We start from the raw sequence: 17,084 nt of genomic DNA on the forward strand, positions 1-17,084 counted from the left end.
CCCCGGGGCCAACGCCAGAGCTCTACCCATTGAGGGTGCGAAGTTGAGTTCATGAACACCCAGGATGCCAAGCGCGTCCTCGAAACCGCGCTGATCTGTGCCTCGCAGCCACTGACGCTGCGCGAGATGCGCAGCCTGTTCGCCGACGAACTGGGCGCTGACAGCGTGCGCGGCCTGCTCGACGAGCTGATGCGCGACTGGGAAGGCAAGGGCGTCGAGCTGGTGGCGCTAGCCTCGGGCTGGCGCTTCCAGAGCCGGCCCGAGCTGCGCGAGTACCTCGACCGGCTGCATCCGGAAAAGCCGCCGCGCTACTCGCGTGCCGTCATGGAGACGCTGGCCATCATTGCCTACCGGCAGCCCGTGACCCGCGGCGACATCGAGGACATCCGGGGCGTCGTCGTGGCCAGCCAGATCATCAAACAGCTGGAGGACCGCGGCTGGGTTGACGCCATCGGCCACCGCGAGACGCCCGGGCGCCCGGCGCTGTATGCGACGACCAAGACCTTTCTGGACGATCTGGGCCTGGCGAGCCTTGAGCAGTTGCCGGCGCTTGACGTCGGCACCGCGCCCCCGGCCTTCGAGGCCCTGCAGGGGCAACTGCTCGATACCGACGAGCCGGCGCCCGTTGAGCCGTCGGCCGACGAGGCCGTTGCCGCTGAACCCGCCTTGCCAGAGGCTGCTGCTGCCGAAGCCCCGGTGGCCGAAGCTGCGGAGGCCGAGCCTGCCGCCGATGTGCCACCGCCGAGCCTGAGCCTGTTCGGTGTCGATGGCACCCCTGTCATTCCCCCTTCTGAACCCAACGACCCGCCCCCGCAACCCCTGCCTGAATCCGCATGAACGACGCTGCCGACCAAGATCAAGCCCTGCCTCCCGCCGCTGATGCCGAGGCGCCCGCCGTGCCCAAGCGGCGCCGCACGACCGCCAAAGCCGCTGCCGACGCTGCCGTGGCGCCCGAAACCCTGGTGGAGGCTGCTCCCGCGCCAGTGAAGCGCACACGTCGCAAAGCGGCCGATGTGACCGCGGAGCCCGCGGCCGATGCGGGCGATGCGCTGTCACAGGCCGCCGCCGACGAGGCGCCGGCGCCCGCCCGCAAGCGCGCGCCCCGCAAGGCAGCGAAGGTCGAGGACGCGGCGCCGGCGGCGGAAGCGTCTGCCGCCAACGTGTCGCCCGAGCCGGCGACGCTGCCGCTGTTCACGCTGGGCGACGCCATCGAGGTGTCGGCGCCGGCGGTCGACGCGGGTGACGATGGGGAAGGGGGCGAGGACGGTGGTGAAGACGGCGAGGGCGGCGAGCGGGGTGGACGCGGCCGCAACCGCCGGCGCAACCGCAAGGAGCGGGGCGAGCGGCCGGCTGGCGAGCCCGGTGTCGGCCCGGCGGCTGTGGTCGAGGGCCTGTCCGGCCCGGCCGCCACGCCGGAGCTGGTGGAGGCTGCGGGCGCCCGGTTCGCCGACGTGTTGTCGGGCACGCTGGATGCGGAATCCGAGGGGCCGGTCGGCGAGTTGCCGAAGCTGCGGCCCGAACCCGACGAGGCCGAGGCGGCCGACGGCGAAGGCAAGCGCGTGCTCGCGGCCGATGTGGACTCGCCGAAGCTGCAGAAGGTGCTGGCGCAGTCCGGCATCGGTTCCCGTCGCGACATCGAGGAGTGGATCGCCGACGGCAAGATCGAGGTGAACGGCGAGGTCGCGCATGTCGGCCAGCGCATCTCGTTCGGTGATCGCGTCAAGGTCAACGGCAAGGATGTGCGCGTGCGCATCTCCCCACCCAACCCACGCATCCTGGCCTACCACAAGCCCACTGGCGAGGTCTCGACCTTCAACGACCCTGAAGGTCGCCCCACGGTGTTCCGCACGCTGCCCCGTGTGCAGGGCCAGAAGTGGCAGTCTGTCGGTCGGCTGGACATCAACACCGAAGGGTTGTTGCTGTTCACCAACTCCGGTGAGCTGGCCAACCAGCTGATGCATCCGCGCTTCGGCGTCGAGCGCGAATACGCCGCACGCGTGTTGGGCTCGCTGTCCGACGATCAGCGCAGCCGGCTGCTGGAGGGTGTCAACGTCGAGGGTCAGACGGCTGCCTTCAAGAGCATCGAAGACGGCGGCGGCGAGGGCGTCAACCGCTGGTACCGCGTCGTCATCACCGAGGGCCGCAACCGCGAGGTGCGCAAGCTGTTCGAAGCGGTGGGCCTGGTCGTCAGCCGGCTCATCCGCATCCGCTACGGCACCGTGGTGCTGCCGCGTGGCCTGAAGCGTGGCGTTTGGGTGGAGCTGGGCGACGACGACGTGCGCGTCATCCGCCGGCTGGCCGGACACGTTTCCAACAATGGCCAGCAGGTGCAACAGCAGCAGGGTGGCAAGAAGGACAAGGACCGCAACAAGCGCCGCTCCGACGACCGCCATGCCGGTGTCGGTCCGCGCCCGAGCCGCCCGCCCGAGGCGCAGCAGCCGCGCCCGCCGCGCGAGGAGCGGGTGCAGCGGCGGGACGATGACGAGGAGGATGACGACTTCATCCCGCATCACATCAATCCCCTGGAGCAGACCTTCGACCGCCGCTTCGCCACCAGTGGCAAGCGCGGCATCCCGCAGGGCTTCGGTGCGGGCGGCAGCGCCCAGGGCCAAGGCAAACCGGCCAGGCCGCAGAAGGGTGGCGGTCCGCGCGAGCCGGACCCGATGCAGACGTCGGTCGGCTACATCGGCGCCGATGCCTATCTGCGCCGCGGCGGCGGCGGCGGTGGCAACCGTGGCGGCAAGGGCGGCAAGGGCGGTGGTTTTGGCGGCCGCCAACGCTGACAGCCCCGGGTGACCCGCGCCTCAGGGTCATCCCGCACCGCTACAATCGCGGGCTTTGTCTAATCAGTCCCCTCAGGAGAATCCCATGGCGATCGAACGCACCCTGTCCATCATCAAGCCCGATGCCGTGGCGAAGAACGTCATTGGCCAGATCTACGCCCGCTTCGAAGGCGCCGGCCTGAAGGTCATCGCGGCCAAGATGGTCCACCTGTCGCGTGGTGAAGCTGAAGCCTTCTACGCCGTGCACAAGGCCCGCCCGTTCTTCAACGACTTGGTCAACTTCATGATCTCCGGCCCGGTGATGATCCAGGCGCTGGAAGGCGAAGGCGCCATCCTGAAGAACCGCGAGCTGATGGGCGCCACCGACCCGAAGAAGGCCGAGAAGGGCACCATCCGCGCCGACTTCGCCGACAGCATCGACGCCAATGCTGTTCACGGCTCTGACGCCCCGGAAACCGCCGCCGTCGAAGTGGCGTTCTTCTTCCCCGGCATGAACGTCTACGCTGGACGCTGATTTCTCCCTCACGGGGTCGGTGACCCCGGCCCAGGAAGTTCCCATGGACGCGGTCAACCTGCTCGGATTCGATCTCCCAGGCTTGGCCGCGTACTGCGAGCAACTGGGTGAAAAGAAGTTCCGTGCGACCCAGCTGTTCCGCTGGATCCACCAGAAGGGCGCGTCTGACTTCGAGCAGATGTCCGACCTTGCGAAGTCCCTGCGCGAGAAGCTCGCCGGCCGCGCCCTCATCCGCGGCCTGGACGTCATCTCCGAGCATGTGTCGGCGGACGGCACGATCAAGTGGCTGTTCGACGTTGGCGCCGGGAATGCCGTGGAAGCCGTCTTCATCCCGGAAGACGATCGGGGCACGCTATGCATCTCCAGCCAGGCCGGCTGCGCCGTGGGCTGCCGCTTCTGCTCCACGGGCCATCAGGGCTTCAGCCGCAACCTGACGACGGCCGAGATCGTTGCCCAGCTCTGGTTTGCTGAGCACAACCTGCGCCAGCGCCAGAACACGGACGAGCGTGTGATCTCGAACGTCGTGATGATGGGCATGGGCGAGCCGCTGCAGAACTACGACCAGCTCGTGCCGGCGCTCAGGACGATGCTGGACGACCACGGCTACGGCCTCAGCCGCCGCCGCGTGACGGTGTCGACCTCCGGCGTCGTGCCGATGATCGACCGCCTGCGCGAGGATTGCCCCGTGGCGTTGGCCGTCAGCCTGCATGCGCCGACCGACCCGCTGCGCGACCAGCTGGTGCCGCTGAACAAGAAGTACCCGATCGCCGAGCTGCTGGACGCCTGCAACCGCTACCTCGAGAAGGCGCCGCGCGACTTCATCACCTTCGAGTACTGCATGCTGCAGGAGGTGAATGACGCGCCGGAGCAGGCTCGCGAACTCGTCAAGCTGCTGAAGCACCGGGTGAACTGCAAAGTCAACCTGATCCCGTTCAATCCCTTCCCGGCCAGCGGTCTAGTGCGCAGCACGAATGCCCGCGTGCAGGCGTTCGCCGTGGTGCTGGTGCAGGCGGGTATCGTGACGACAGTGCGCAAGACGCGCGGCGACGACATCGACGCCGCCTGCGGTCAACTGGCGGGTGAGGTGCAGGACCGAACCCGCGCGCATATCCGCATGGTCAGGGCCCCGGTCACGGTGGCCAAATCCACGTGATGAACTTCTCCGAGGGTTTGATGAAGCGACTGCTGCCTGTCCTGGCCGCCGTGATGCTGGCGGCCTGCGCCCACACCGGCACGGCCCCCTCTGCCGACCGCGAGATCAAGACCGATTCCGACCAGACGGACGCCGACCGCCGAGCCGCCATTCGGCTGGAGCTGGCACAGGGCTATTTCTCGCGCGGCCAGTTCAACACGGCGCTGGACGAACTCAAGCTTGCGCTGCAGGCCCGGCCGGACATGCGCGAGGCTGTGAACCTGCGTGGCCTTATCTATGCCTCGATGGGCGACACACAGCTCGCTGAAGACACCTTCCGCCGCGCGCTGAGCATCTACCCTAACGACCCCGATACGCTGCACAACTACGGCTGGTTCATGTGCCAGCAGCAGCGCTGGCAGACGGCCGACGCGCTGTTCGACCAGGCGGTGGCCCAGTCCACCTACCGGGCACCGGCGCGCACGCTGCTCGCCAAGGGCGTGTGCGAGGCCCGTGGCGGCCGCATGCTGGTGGCCGAGAAGACGCTGTCGCGCGCCTTCGAACTGGATCCGGGCAGCCCGGTCATCGCGGTCAACCTGTCCGAGGTGCTGTTCCGCAACCACGAGCTCGAGCGCGCGCGCTTCTACGTCAAGCGCGTCAACGACCAGCCCGACCAGCTCAACGCGCAGAGCCTCTGGCTGCAGCTGCGCATCGAGCGCAAGCTCGGCAACACCAACGCCGTGGACGATCTGGCGCTGGCGCTGCGCCGCAAGTTCCCGCAGGCGCCGGAGACCCAGTCGCTGGATGCCGGCCGCTATGACGATTGAGACAGGTCCCAAGAACAAGACGATGGAATCGACACCCGAGGGCCGCGAGCGCCCCGCCACCGCCGGCGCGTGGTTGAGGAACGTGCGGCAGCAGCGCGGCCTGCATATCGCTGCACTGGCCGTCATGCTCAAGGTGCCGCAGGCCAAGCTGGAAGCGCTGGAGGCCGACCGCTATGACGACCTGCCCGACGCGACCTTTGCCCGCGCGCTGGCGACGGCGATGTGCCGCGCGCTGAAGGTGGACCCGGCGCCCGTGCTGGCGCTGCTGCCACGCACGAGCGCCAGCGAGTTCGACATGCGCCCGGGCCTGAACCAGCCCTTCCGTGAGCGTGGCAGCGGCGGCACGGTCGACCTCGGCGTGTCGTCGCTGGTGCGGCGGCCGGTCGTCTGGGGCCTGGCGGCGCTCTTGGTCGTCGCCGCGGCCCTCTACTGGATGCCGGCCAGCTGGCTGCCCAGTCGCGACACGTCGGCCGAGGCGCCGCAGGCGGTCTCCGGCACGGTCACGTCCGCCGCGAGCGCACCGGTGGAGTTCGTAGCAGCGCCGCCGGCGGCCACGACGCCTTCGACGCCGGCTGTGTTGCAGCCCGCCGCCGCTGCGTCGGCGATGCCGACGCCGACGCCGACGCCTGCCGTCGTGGCCTCGGCGCCGCTGCAGGTGCGCGAGGTGGCGGCACCGCCGGCGGTCGGCACGCCCGCGCTGCGCGTCACTGCAACCGCGGAGAGCTGGGTCGAGGTCGTCGATGCCAAGGGCCAGATGCTGCTGTCGCGCGTGCTGCGCGAAGGCGAGCAGCAGGCCTTCAGCGGCGCGCCGCCCTACAAGGTGCGCGTCGGCAACGTCCGTGGCACCCAGGTCGAGTGGCGCGGTTCGCCGGTCGACCTCGCCGCCCGAGGCAGCAACAACGTCGCCCGTCTGGAGTTGAATTGATGAGCGCCACCCCCATCCCCGAAGCCGCCCCGGCACAGCGCCGCAGCCGCCAGGCCCGCGTGACCTGGGGCAACCGCGTCGTCACTATTGGCGGTGACGCGCCGGTGCGCGTGCAATCCATGACGAACACCGACACGGTGGACGCCATCGGCACGGCCATCCAGGTCAAGGAGCTGGCCATCGCCGGCTCGGAGCTGGTGCGCATCACGGTGAACACGCCCGAAGCTGCGGAGCAGGTGCCCTACATCCGCGAGCAGCTGGACCGCATGGGCATCGACGTGCCTTTGGTGGGCGACTTCCACTACAACGGACACCGGCTGCTGACCGAGTACCCGGCGATGGCCCAGGCCCTGTCCAAGTACCGCATCAACCCCGGCAACGTCGGCAAGGGCGACAAGAAGGACAGGCAGTTCGCGCAGATGATCGAAGCGGCGATGAAGTACGACAAGGTCGTGCGCATCGGCGTCAACTGGGGCAGCCTGGACCAGGAGCTGCTCGCGCAGTTCATGGACGACAACGCCCGCCGTGCCGAGCCCTGGGGTGCCAAGCCGGTCATGTACCAGGCGCTCGTCGAGTCCGCGCTGACCTCGGCGGCTTATGCCACCGAGCTGGGCTTCAACCCCGACAACATCATCATCAGCTGCAAGGTCAGCGGCGTGCAGGACCTGATCTCGGTCTACCGCGAGCTGGCCCGCCGCAGCGACTATGCGCTGCACCTGGGCCTGACCGAAGCCGGCATGGGCACCAAGGGCACGGTGGCCTCGTCCGTCGCGCTGGGCATCCTCGCGCAGGAGGGCATCGGCGACACCATCCGCGTGAGCCTCACGCCGCAGCCGGGCGAGGCGCGCACGCAGGAAGTCGTCGTGGCGCTGGAGATCCTGCAGGCGCTTGGCCTGCGCCACTTCAACCCGAGTGTCACGGCCTGCCCGGGCTGCGGCCGCACGACCAGCACCACCTTCCAGGAGCTGGCCAAGCAGATCGACGACTTCCTGCGACTGCAGATGCCGGTCTGGCGCAACAAGTACCCCGGCGTCGAGGAGATGAAGGTGGCCGTCATGGGCTGCATCGTCAACGGCCCCGGCGAAAGCAAGCATGCCGACATCGGCATCAGCCTGCCCGGTACCGGTGAGGCGCCGGCGGCGCCCGTCTTCATTGACGGCCAGAAGGCCCTGACACTGCGCGGCGACAACATCGCGCAGGAGTTTCACGCGCTGGTCGAGAACTACATCGAGAAGCGCTTCGGCGCGACCGTCTGAATGACCGAGAAGAAGATGCAGCCCTTGCAGGCCGTCAAGGGCATGAACGACATCCTGCCGCCGGAATCGGCGCGCTGGGAATGGCTGGAGGCAAGCATGCGCAGCGTGCTGGCACGCTACGGCTACCAGAACGTGCGCGTGCCCATCGTCGAGCCCACCGCGCTGTTCGTACGCGGCATCGGCGAGGTGACCGACATCGTCGAGAAGGAGATGTACGCCTTCGAGGACCGCGCCGACAAGCATGGCCAGGCCGAGCACCTGGCGCTGCGCCCCGAGGGCACGGCCGGCGTCGTGCGCGCGATGATCGAGCACAGCTACTTGCGCGACAGCCCGCGCCGTCTGTACTACGTCGGCCCGATGTTCCGCCGCGAGAAGCCGCAGAAGGGCCGCTACCGCCAGTTCCACCAGATGGGCATCGAGGCGCTGGGCTTCGCTGGCCCTGACGTGGACGCCGAGGTCATCCTGCTGGCCCGCACGCTGTGGCGCGAGCTGGGCCTGAAGGAAGGCGAGGACGTTTCGCTGGAGATCAACTGCCTGGGCCAGCCCGAGGAGCGCCGCGCGCACCGCGAGGCGCTGATCAAGCACCTGGAGCAGCACCAGGACGTGCTGGACGAGGAAGCCAAGGCCCGCATGTACAGCAACCCGCTGCGCGTGCTGGACACGAAGAACCCCGCCATGCAGGCCATGGCCGAAGCGGCGCCGAAGCTGCTGGACTTCCTGGGCGAAGCCTCGCTGGCCCACTTCAACGGCGTGCGCGCGCTGCTGGATGCCGTCGGCCTGGCCTACCGCATCAACCCGCGCCTCGTGCGCGGGCTGGATTACTACAACCTCACCGTCTTCGAATGGGTGACCGACAAGCTCGGCGCCCAGGGCACCGTCTGCGCCGGTGGCCGCTACGACGGCCTCATCGAGCAGCTCGGCGGCAAGCCCGCGCCGGCCGTGGGCTTCGGCATGGGCCTGGAGCGGCTGCTGCTGCTGCTGGACACGCTGAATCTGCGGGCGCCCGCCGCCGCGCCCGATGCCTACGCCGTGGTGCCCGAGCCGGCCGACCTGCCGCGCATCCTGCCGACGCTGGAGGCGCTGCGTGCGGCGGGCGTCGCCGTGCAGATGCATGCGGGCGGTGGCTCGTTCAAGTCCCAGTTCAAGAAAGCCGACGCATCGGGCGCGCGCTTTGCGCTGGTCTTTGGCGGTGACGAGCTGGCCCGTGGCGAAGTGGCCGTCAAACCCCTGCGCGACGGCAGCGAGCAGCAGGCCCGGCCCCTCGCCGACGTGGCCGCCTGGGCCGCCGAGTTGCGCACCGCATAATCCCGGGCCTTCGCCCGCACACGCTGTATCCCCCTCATGGCATCGCATCTCGACCTCGAAGAACAAGAACAACTCGACCAGCTCAAGGCCTTCTGGAAGCGCTGGGGCAACCTCATCACCTGGCTGCTGACGGCGGTGCTTGCCGCCTACGCGGCCTACCAGGGCTGGAACTGGTACCAGCGCGACCAGGCCGCCAAGGCCGCCGCGATGTACGAGGAGTTCGACCGTGCCGCTGCGGCGCAGGACCTGGACAAGGCGGCTGCTGCGGTCGGCGACCTGAAGTCCCGCTATCCCGGCACCGGCTACGCGGCCCAGGCCGGTCTGCAGGTCGCCAAGCTGCAACTCGACAAGGGCAAGGCGGACGACGCCAAGCAAAGCCTCACGTGGGTGGCAGAGCAGGGCTCGGAGCCGGCCTACCGCGACGTCGCCCGCCTGCGCCTGGCTGGGCTTCAGCTTGACGCGAAGGCCTACGACGAGGCCGTGAAGACCTTGGACGCGATCAAGTCGGCCGAGTTCGCGGCCCTCGTGGCCGACCGTCGCGGTGACGCGCTGCTGCTGCAGGGCAAGGGCGACGCCGCCAGGGCTGAGTACCAGAAGGCGCTGGCCGGCCTGGACAAGAAGCAGGACTACCGCAGCATTGTCGAGGCCAAGCTCGCGACGCTGGGCGTGCCCACCGTCGTCGACACCACCGGAGCCGCGCAATGAAGCGCCTCGTCCAGATCACGCTGATCTCGCTCGCGGCTGCGAGCCTGTCGGGCTGCTCGGTGTGGAACTCCTGGTTCGGCAGCGACAAGGGCAAGCCCGCCGCGTTGGAGACGCTTTCCGGCCCGGCGACGGGACGCATCGCCTGGAGCAGCAAGGGCGACAACATCGGCTTCCCACTCAGCATCGCGACGCCGGTGGACCGTTTCGTCGTCGCCAGCAGCGATGGCCAGGTGCGGGCGCTGTCGGCCGCCGACGGCCGCGAGCTGTGGCGCGGTGATGCGGGCGGCAAGCTGCTGGCCGGCATCGGCTCCGATGGTCGCTTCGCAGCGGTCGTCAACCGCGACAACGAACTGGTCGTGCTGGACGCCGGCAAGGTCGTCTGGAAGAAGGCCTTGCCCACGCCCGTGGTCGCCGCACCGCTCGTGGCCGGCGAGCGCGTGTTCGCGTTGACGCTGGATCGCCAGGTGCTGGCCTACGACGCGCTGGACGGTCGCAAGATCTGGGAACTGCGCCGCCCGGGCGAGCCGCTGACGCTGGCCAAGGCCGGCGTGCTGACCTCGTACAAGGACACGCTGGTCGTCGGCCAGGGCGCGCGTCTGGCGGGCATCGACCCGCTCAAGGGCCAACTGCGCTGGGAGGCCAGCGTGGCCACGCCGCGCGGCACCAACGAAGTCGAGCGCCTGGCCGATCTGGTCGGCCCGGCCGTCCGTCAGGGCGAGCTGATCTGCGCACGCGCCTTCCAGTCTTCGGTCGGCTGCGTCAACGCCGAGCGTGGTAGCGCGCTTTGGAACCGCGTCGTCGGCGGTATGAACGGCATCGGCGCCGATGACCAGGTCGTCGTGGCCGGCGATGCGTCGGACCGGATGTCGGCCTGGAAGCTGGTCAACGGGGACCTGGCCTGGTCGGCCGACCAGTTCCAGCTGCGCAAGCTGTCGGTGCCCGTGGTGGTCGGCAAGCAGGTGCTCGTCGGCGACTACGAGGGCTATGTTCACATGGTGGACCGCGACAGTGGCAAGACGCGCTCGCGCCTGGCCACCGATGGTTCGGCCGTCGTCACGATCGCGCTGCTGAACGACACGGCGCTGGTGGCGACGAAGAACGGCGGCCTGTTCGCCATCAAGGGCGAATGAAGCCGGTCATCGCACTTGTCGGCCGCCCCAACGTGGGCAAGTCGACGCTGTTCAATCGCTTGACGAAGACACGCGACGCCATCGTCGCGGACTTCGCCGGGTTGACGCGCGACCGTCACTACGGTGATGGCCGCCTGGGCGACCGCGAGTTCATCGTCATCGACACGGGCGGCTTCGAGCCCGACTCGACGACCGGCATCGTCAAGGAGATGGCCAAGCAGACCAAGCAGGCCGTCGCCGAGGCCGATGCGGTCATCTTCGTCGTCGACGTCCGCCTGGGTCTGTCGGCCCACGACAGCGAGATCGCCCGCTACCTGCGCAGCGTCAACAAGCGCGTGCACCTGGCCGTCAACAAGGCCGAGGGCATGCTCGAGTCGCCGCTGCTGGCCGAGTTCCACGAGCTCGGCATGGGCGAGCCACACCCGATCTCGTCGGCGCACGGCCAGGGCATCCGCAGCCTGCTGGACGCGGTGCTGGAGCCCTTCGACGCCACCGAGCGCGATGACGAGGCGCAGGACCCGGGTGTCATCCGCCTGGCCGTTGCGGGCCGCCCCAACGTCGGCAAGAGCACGCTGATTAATACCTGGCTGGGCGAGGAGCGTCTCGTCGCCTTCGACATGCCGGGCACGACGCGCGATGCGATCGCCGTGGATTTCGAGCGCAATGGCCAGAAGTTCAAGCTCATCGACACTGCCGGTCTGCGCCGCAAGGGCAAGGTGTTCGAGGCGATCGAGAAGTTCTCGGTCGTCAAGACGCTGCAGGCGATTGCCGACGCCCACGTCGTGCTGCTGCTGCTGGACGCCACGCAAGGCGTGACCGACCAGGATGCCCACATCGCCGGCTACATCCTCGACAGCGGCCGCGCCGTGGTGCTGGCTGTCAACAAGTGGGATGCCGTCGACAGCTACCAGCGCGAGACGCTCAAGCGCCAGATCGAGCAGCGACTGGCCTTCCTGAAGTTTGCGCCGATGCACCAGATCTCGGCCTTGAAGCGCCAGGGGCTCGCCGCCTTGTGGAACGCGATGGCCGACGCCTATGCATCGGCCTACCGCAAGATGACGACGCCGGTGCTGACCCGCCTGATCCAGGAGGCCGTCGAGCACCAGCAGCCCAAGCGCGCCGGCACGTCGCGCCCCAAGCTGCGCTACGCCCACCAGGGCGGCCAGAACCCGCCCATCGTCGTCATCCACGGCAATGCGCTGGACGGCGTCACCGAGGTCTACAAGCGCTACCTTGAAGGCCGCATCCGCGCGCATTACAAGCTCGTCGGCACGCCACTGAAAATCGAGCTGCGGTCGTCGAAAAACCCTTTCACCGAAAAGACCTAGGGTGACGACCCGGCTGAACGGGTGCCCTGTGTTAAGGTCTAACCCGTAGTCCCCACACCCCCGATAACTCGGAGCATACCGATGAGCAACAAAGGCCAACTTTTGCAGGATCCCTTTTTGAACCTGCTGCGCAAAGAGCATGTGCCGGTGTCCATTTATCTGGTCAACGGCATCAAGCTGCAAGGCCACATCGAATCCTTTGACCAATACGTCGTGCTGCTGCGCAACACCGTGACGCAGATGGTCTACAAGCACGCGATCTCTACCGTCGTGCCTGGCCGCGCGGTCAACTTCCACGCCGGCGACGCCCCCGCGGACGCCTGATCCCACCCCCTTGTCCTCGACTTCTGCCAACGCCGCGACGCCGCCCTCCGAGGCGGCGCGCGCCATTCTTGTGGGTGTCGATTTCGGTCGGCAGTCCGCCAAGCAGGGCTTCGACGAAAGCCTGGACGAACTGGCGTTGCTGGCAGAGTCCGCCGGCGACACGCCCGTCGCCAAGGTCATCGCTCGCCGTCCGGCCCCCGATGCCGCGCTGTTCGTCGGTTCGGGCAAGGCCGACGAGATCAAGCTGCTCGTGCAGGCCCACCATGCCCACACGGTGCTATTCGACCAGGCGATTTCGCCGGCCCAGCAGCGCAACCTCGAAAAGGTGCTCGGCGTGCCGGTCGCCGATCGCACGGCGCTGATCCTGGAGATCTTCGCGCAGCGCGCGCAGAGCCACGAGGGCAAGCTGCAGGTCGAGCTGGCGCGGCTGCAGTACCTGGCCACGCGCCTCGTGCGGCGCTGGAGCCACCTGGAGCGGCAGAGCGGCGGCATCGGCATGCGCGGCGGCCCTGGCGAAGCGCAGATCGAGCTGGATCGTCGCATGATCGACGACCGCATCAAGAAAACCAAGGAGCGCCTGAAGCAGGTTCAGAAGCAGCGCAGCACGCAGCGCCGCTCAAGGTCGCGCAACGGTGTCTTCAAGGTTTCGCTGGTCGGCTACACGAACGCGGGCAAGAGCACGCTGTTCAATGCGCTGACCAAGGCGCGCGCCTACGCCGCCAACCAGCTGTTCGCGACGTTGGACACGACGACCCGGTCGCTCTACCTGGAGCAGGCCGGTGCCAGTGTGTCGCTGTCCGACACGGTCGGCTTCATTCGCGACCTGCCGCACAAACTGGTCGAGGCCTTCCGCGCCACACTGCAGGAGGCGGCCGATGCCGACCTGCTGCTGCACGTCATCGACGCAGCCAGCCCCGTGCTGGACGAGCAGATGACCGAGGTCGAGAAGGTGCTCGAAGAGATCGGTGCCGGCGGCGTGCCGCAGATCCTCGTCTACAACAAGCAGGACCTGCTACCCGACGATCAGCGTCCGCGCGTGGCGGTCGATGCGCTGTTGCGCAGTGGCGCGGCCGAGCCGACGCCGCGCGTCTTCGTCAGCGCGGCGCAGGGTACGGGCCTGGCGGAACTGCGCGAGCTAATCGCGCAGGCCATGCAGGCTGAGCCCTTGAGTTACGACGAGCCGGACCCACGTTTCGACGCGGATGCGTCGCTTCCGTCGCATGTCGGCGGGCCTTCTTCCTCAGACCCTACTCAGGCATGAGCAGCACTACTCAAAACCCGCCCCGCGGCCCCTGGGCTCGGCGGCTGATGACGCCGATCGCCAGCGTGACCCGGTCGCTCGGCCGGCTGCTGAACAACGGACGCAACGACGGACCGCCCGATCTCGACGAGCTTTGGCGGGATTTCAACCGCAAGTTGTCGGGCCTGTTCGGCGGCCGCCCCAGCGGCACGTCGGGCGGTGGCTCCGGTGGTGGCGGCGACAACATGAAGGGCGCCGGCATCGGCCTGGGGCTGGTGGGCGGTGTCGTCGTGCTGGGCTGGTTGGCCAGCGGTTTCTTCATCGTGCAGGAAGGCCAGCAGGGCGTTATCACGTCCTTCGGCAAGTACAGCAAGACGGTGGAGGCCGGCTTCCAGTGGCGGTTGCCGTACCCGTTCCAGGCGCACGAGGTGCAGGCGGTGTCGCAGCTCCGTCAGGTCGAGGTGGGGCGCAGCTCGGTCGTCGCGGCGACTGGGCTGCGCGATTCATCGATGCTCACGCGCGACGAGAACATCGTCGACATCCGTTTCATCGTGCAGTTCACCGTCCGTGATCTGCGCGACTTCCTGTTCGAGAACAGGGACCCCGAGCAGGCCGTGGCGCTGGCGGCCGAGTCGGCGGTGCGCGAGATCGTCGGCCGCAGCTCGATGGACTCGGTGCTCTACGAGCAGCGCGACGCCATCGCCGCCGACCTCGTGAAGTCCATCCAGGCTCAGATGGACCGGCTCAAGGCCGGCATCCAGGTCAAGAACGTCAACGTGCTGGGCGTGCAGCCGCCGGAGCAGGTGCAGGCGGCTTTCGACGACGTGCAGAAGGCCAATGCCGACCGCGAGCGGGCGAAGAACGACGCCCAGGCTTACGCCAACGAGAAGATCCCGGGCGCCCAGGGGGATGCCGCCAAGTTGCGCGAGCAGGCCGAGGGCTACAAGGCCAGCGTCATCGCCCGTGCCGAGGGTGATGCCGAGCGCTTCAAGAGCGTGCTGGCCGAATACCAGAAGGCGCCGCAGGTCACGCGGGACCGTCTCTACATCGACGCGATGAAGGACATCTACGCCGGCGTCACGAAGGTGATGGTGGACAGCCGCAACAACTCCAACCTGCTCTACCTGCCGCTGGACAAGCTGCTGCAGCAGGGCAGTAGTGGCACCGTCACCGTCTCGCCGCCGCAGGCGACGACGCTGCCCGAGCCGCAGTCGCTGCCGTCCGGCAGTGATCTGCGCAGCCGCGACAACCAGCGCAGCCGCGACGGCCGCTGATCGAGGACGCCTCCATGAACAGAATCGCCGCCATCCTCGCCGGTGCCCTCGTCGCGCTGATGCTGCTGTCCTCCATGCTCTTCATCGTCGACCAGCGTCAGTTCGCTGCCGTCTACGCGCTGGGCGAGATCAAGGAAGTCATCACCGAGCCGGGCTTGAAGTTCAAGCTGCCGCCGCCGCTGCAGAACGTCGTCATGCTCGACCGCCGCGTGCAGACGCTGGACAGCACCGAGTCCCGCCCCATCTTCACGGCCGAGAAGAAGAGCCTCGTCATCGACTGGCTCATCAAGTGGCGTATCACCGACCCGCGCCAGTTCATCCGCAACAGCGGGCCGGACCCGCGCAACGTCGAGAACCGCCTGTCGCCGGTCGTCCAGGCCGCCTTCAATGAAGAGGTGACCAAGCGCACCGTGCTGGCGGTGCTGGCCACCGAGCGCGAGAAGATCATGCAGGACGTGCGCAAGCGCCTGACCGACGAAGCCAAGCAGTTCGGCATCGAGGTGGTGGACGTGCGCATCAAGCGCGTGGACTTCGCGTCCAGCATCACCGAGTCGGTCTACCGCCGCATGGATTCCGAGCGTAAGCGCGTCGCCGCCGAAGCCCGCTCCACCGGCGCCGCCGAGGGTGAGAAGATCAAGGCCGACGCCGACCGCCAGCGCGAGATCATCGTCTCCGAAGCCTATCGCGACGCGCAGAAGATCAAGGGCGAGGGCGACGCGAAGGCGTCGGCCTTGTATGCCGAGGCGTTCAGCCGTGATGCGCAGTTTGCGCAGTTCTACCGCTCGCTGGAGGCCTACCGTGCCAGCTTCAACAAGAAGAGCGACGTGATGGTCGTTGACCCCGGCAGCGACTTCTTCAAGGCCATGCGCGGCTCGGGCACCGCGCCCGCCGCCGCACCGGCCCGCAAGTGAAAGACCTGCTGACGGCGCTGGCGCTGATGTTGATCATCGAGGGCCTGCTGCCCTTCGCCAGCCCGTCGCGTTGGCGCGAGGTCTTCAGCCGCATCGTGGCGATGGGGGACGGCCAGATCCGCTTCATCGGCCTGGCCAGCGTGATGCTCGGCCTGCTGGGATTGCTGTTCCTGCACTGATCCGCCGCCGAGGCCGGGTAGGGCGCCGGTAGAATGCCGTTTTTAACCGCCTAGCCTGCGCCCATGTCCTCTGCTTGGCTGCTGCCCGAGCACATCGCCGATGTCCTGCCGTCGCAGGCGCGCCGCATCGAAGAGCTGCGACGAGAGCTTCTCGACATGGCCCGCAGCTACGGCTGCGAGTTGGTCATCCCGCCGCTGCTGGAGCATCTGGAGTCGCTGCTGTCCGGCACGGGCAGTGGCAGCGAGATCAAGCTGTTCAAGCTCGTCGACCAGCTCTCCGGCCGCTCGCTCGGCCTGCGTGCCGACACGACGCCCCAGGTCGCGCGCATCGATGCCCACCTGCTGAACCGGCGCGGCGTGACGCGGTTGTGCTACTGCGGCCCCGTCGCGCACACGCGGCCCGATGGGCTCAACACCAGCCGTGAGCCGCTGCAGTTCGGCGTCGAGATCTACGGCCACGCCGGCCTGGAAGCCGATCTGGAGGTGCAGGAGCTGGCGCTGGATGCGCTGCGCCGCGCCGGCCTGCAGCGCGTCATGCTGGACCTCGGTGATGCCCGGCTGCTGCAGGGGGTGCTCGATGGCGTGAAGCTGTCACCCGACGCCCTGGCGGCGCTGACGGCAGCGCTTGCGGCCAAGGATGTGGCGGCGCTTGGCAGTCTGACGGCCGACATGCCCGCCGGTACGCGCGACGCGCTGCTGGCGCTGCCCAGCCTCTTCGGTGGCCGCGAGGTGCTGGCCGAGGCGGCGCGCCGGCTGCCCGGCCATCCGCTCGTCAAGGCCGCGCTGGCCGATCTGGATTGGCTGGCAGGCCATCTCGCTGCGGTTCATCCGGAAGTGCAACTGGGCTTCGACCTGGCGGACCTGCAGGGCTACGCCTACTACACCGGCATCCGCTTCGCCGCGTATGCCAACGGCTGTGCCGACGCAGTGTTGCGCGGCGGGCGCTACGACGAGGTCGGCGCCGTGTTCGGCCGCCGCCGACCGGCGGTGGGCTTCAGCCTGGACCTCAAGACGCTCGTCACGCTGGTGCCGGTCACGCGCCTGCGCGCGGCCGTGCGGGCGCCGTGGGGCGATGACGCATCGCTGCGCCAGGCTGTGCGGGCGCTGCGCGACGCGGGCGAGACGGTGGTCTGCATGCTGCCCGGGCACGAGCACGAGGCCGACGAATTCGACTGTGACCGCGAGCTGGTTCGCGATCACGCTGCGTGGGTCGTGCGGCCGCTCTGAGCGCCGCCGCCCCCATCTCTTTCA

General features: G+C 68.5%; 17 protein-coding genes. All 17 read left to right on the plus strand.

Annotation, left to right across the window (positions count from 1 at the left end; all coding sequences use genetic code 11):
• Positions 1–51 precede the first annotated feature (51 nt).
• The 17 genes from scpB (at position 52) to LXT13_RS02625 (ending at position 17,060) form a co-directional block, all read left to right on the plus strand.
• Positions 52–837, plus strand: coding sequence for an SMC-Scp complex subunit ScpB (gene scpB, locus LXT13_RS02545; protein ID WP_233370031.1), 786 nt, complete (start codon positions 52–54; stop codon positions 835–837).
• A complete protein-coding gene (gene rluB, locus LXT13_RS02550) occupies positions 834–2,783 on the plus strand; it encodes a 23S rRNA pseudouridine(2605) synthase RluB (RefSeq protein ID WP_233370032.1) in 1,950 nt (649 codons plus the stop codon). The genes scpB and rluB overlap by 4 nt, the downstream gene beginning before the upstream one ends.
• A gap of 85 nt (positions 2,784–2,868) precedes the next feature.
• Positions 2,869–3,297, plus strand: coding sequence for a nucleoside-diphosphate kinase (gene ndk / locus LXT13_RS02555; RefSeq protein WP_233370033.1), 429 nt, complete (start codon positions 2,869–2,871; stop codon positions 3,295–3,297).
• A gap of 43 nt (positions 3,298–3,340) precedes the next feature.
• Positions 3,341–4,450 (plus strand): dual-specificity RNA methyltransferase RlmN, encoded by a 1,110-nt coding sequence (gene rlmN, locus LXT13_RS02560; protein ID WP_233370034.1) that lies wholly within the window; start codon positions 3,341–3,343, stop codon positions 4,448–4,450.
• Positions 4,450–5,256: a type IV pilus biogenesis/stability protein PilW gene (pilW, locus tag LXT13_RS02565; protein WP_233370035.1), complete on the plus strand. Its 807-nt coding sequence runs from the start codon at positions 4,450–4,452 to the stop codon at positions 5,254–5,256. Before rlmN ends, pilW begins: the two co-directional genes overlap by 1 nt.
• Entirely contained in the window at positions 5,246–6,181 is a 936-nt protein-coding gene (locus LXT13_RS02570; RefSeq protein ID WP_233370036.1) for a helix-turn-helix domain-containing protein, read from the plus strand. Before pilW ends, LXT13_RS02570 begins: the two co-directional genes overlap by 11 nt.
• Positions 6,181–7,437 (plus strand): flavodoxin-dependent (E)-4-hydroxy-3-methylbut-2-enyl-diphosphate synthase, encoded by a 1,257-nt coding sequence (ispG, locus tag LXT13_RS02575; protein ID WP_233370037.1) that lies wholly within the window; start codon positions 6,181–6,183, stop codon positions 7,435–7,437. Before LXT13_RS02570 ends, ispG begins: the two co-directional genes overlap by 1 nt.
• Positions 7,438–8,742 (plus strand): histidine--tRNA ligase, encoded by a 1,305-nt coding sequence (hisS, locus tag LXT13_RS02580; RefSeq protein WP_233370038.1) that lies wholly within the window; start codon positions 7,438–7,440, stop codon positions 8,740–8,742.
• A 36-nt stretch (positions 8,743–8,778) separates the two neighbouring features.
• Complete coding sequence (locus tag LXT13_RS02585; RefSeq protein WP_233370039.1) at positions 8,779–9,447, plus strand: YfgM family protein; 669 nt, start codon at positions 8,779–8,781, stop codon at positions 9,445–9,447.
• Positions 9,444–10,577 carry an outer membrane protein assembly factor BamB gene (gene bamB / locus LXT13_RS02590; RefSeq protein WP_233370040.1) on the plus strand — a complete coding sequence of 378 codons (1,134 nt, stop codon included), beginning with the start codon at positions 9,444–9,446 and terminating at the stop codon, positions 10,575–10,577. The genes LXT13_RS02585 and bamB overlap by 4 nt, the downstream gene beginning before the upstream one ends.
• On the plus strand, positions 10,574–11,905 hold the full coding sequence (gene der / locus LXT13_RS02595) for a ribosome biogenesis GTPase Der (protein WP_233370041.1): 1,332 nt from the start codon (positions 10,574–10,576) through the stop codon (positions 11,903–11,905). The genes bamB and der overlap by 4 nt, the downstream gene beginning before the upstream one ends.
• A gap of 81 nt (positions 11,906–11,986) precedes the next feature.
• Positions 11,987–12,229 (plus strand): RNA chaperone Hfq, encoded by a 243-nt coding sequence (gene hfq / locus LXT13_RS02600; RefSeq protein WP_056198163.1) that lies wholly within the window; start codon positions 11,987–11,989, stop codon positions 12,227–12,229.
• A gap of 10 nt (positions 12,230–12,239) precedes the next feature.
• Complete coding sequence (hflX, locus tag LXT13_RS02605; protein WP_255719201.1) at positions 12,240–13,490, plus strand: GTPase HflX; 1,251 nt, start codon at positions 12,240–12,242, stop codon at positions 13,488–13,490.
• Between the two features lie 47 nt (positions 13,491–13,537).
• The gene (hflK, locus tag LXT13_RS02610) at positions 13,538–14,743 is read left to right on the plus strand and encodes an FtsH protease activity modulator HflK (RefSeq protein ID WP_233370042.1); all 1,206 of its coding nucleotides are present in this window, start codon (positions 13,538–13,540) and stop codon (positions 14,741–14,743) included.
• Between the two features lie 14 nt (positions 14,744–14,757).
• Positions 14,758–15,654 (plus strand): protease modulator HflC, encoded by an 897-nt coding sequence (gene hflC, locus LXT13_RS02615; protein ID WP_233370043.1) that lies wholly within the window; start codon positions 14,758–14,760, stop codon positions 15,652–15,654.
• On the plus strand, positions 15,651–15,833 hold the full coding sequence (locus LXT13_RS02620) for a DUF2065 domain-containing protein (RefSeq protein WP_233370044.1): 183 nt from the start codon (positions 15,651–15,653) through the stop codon (positions 15,831–15,833). Before hflC ends, LXT13_RS02620 begins: the two co-directional genes overlap by 4 nt.
• Positions 15,834–15,896: 63 nt before the next feature.
• A complete protein-coding gene (locus LXT13_RS02625) occupies positions 15,897–17,060 on the plus strand; it encodes an ATP phosphoribosyltransferase regulatory subunit (protein WP_233370045.1) in 1,164 nt (387 codons plus the stop codon).
• The last annotated feature ends 24 nt before the right edge of the window (positions 17,061–17,084 follow it).

The sequence above is a fragment of the Pelomonas cellulosilytica genome (assembly GCF_021353265.1).
Taxonomy (GTDB): domain Bacteria; phylum Pseudomonadota; class Gammaproteobacteria; order Burkholderiales; family Burkholderiaceae_C; genus Pelomonas; species Pelomonas cellulosilytica.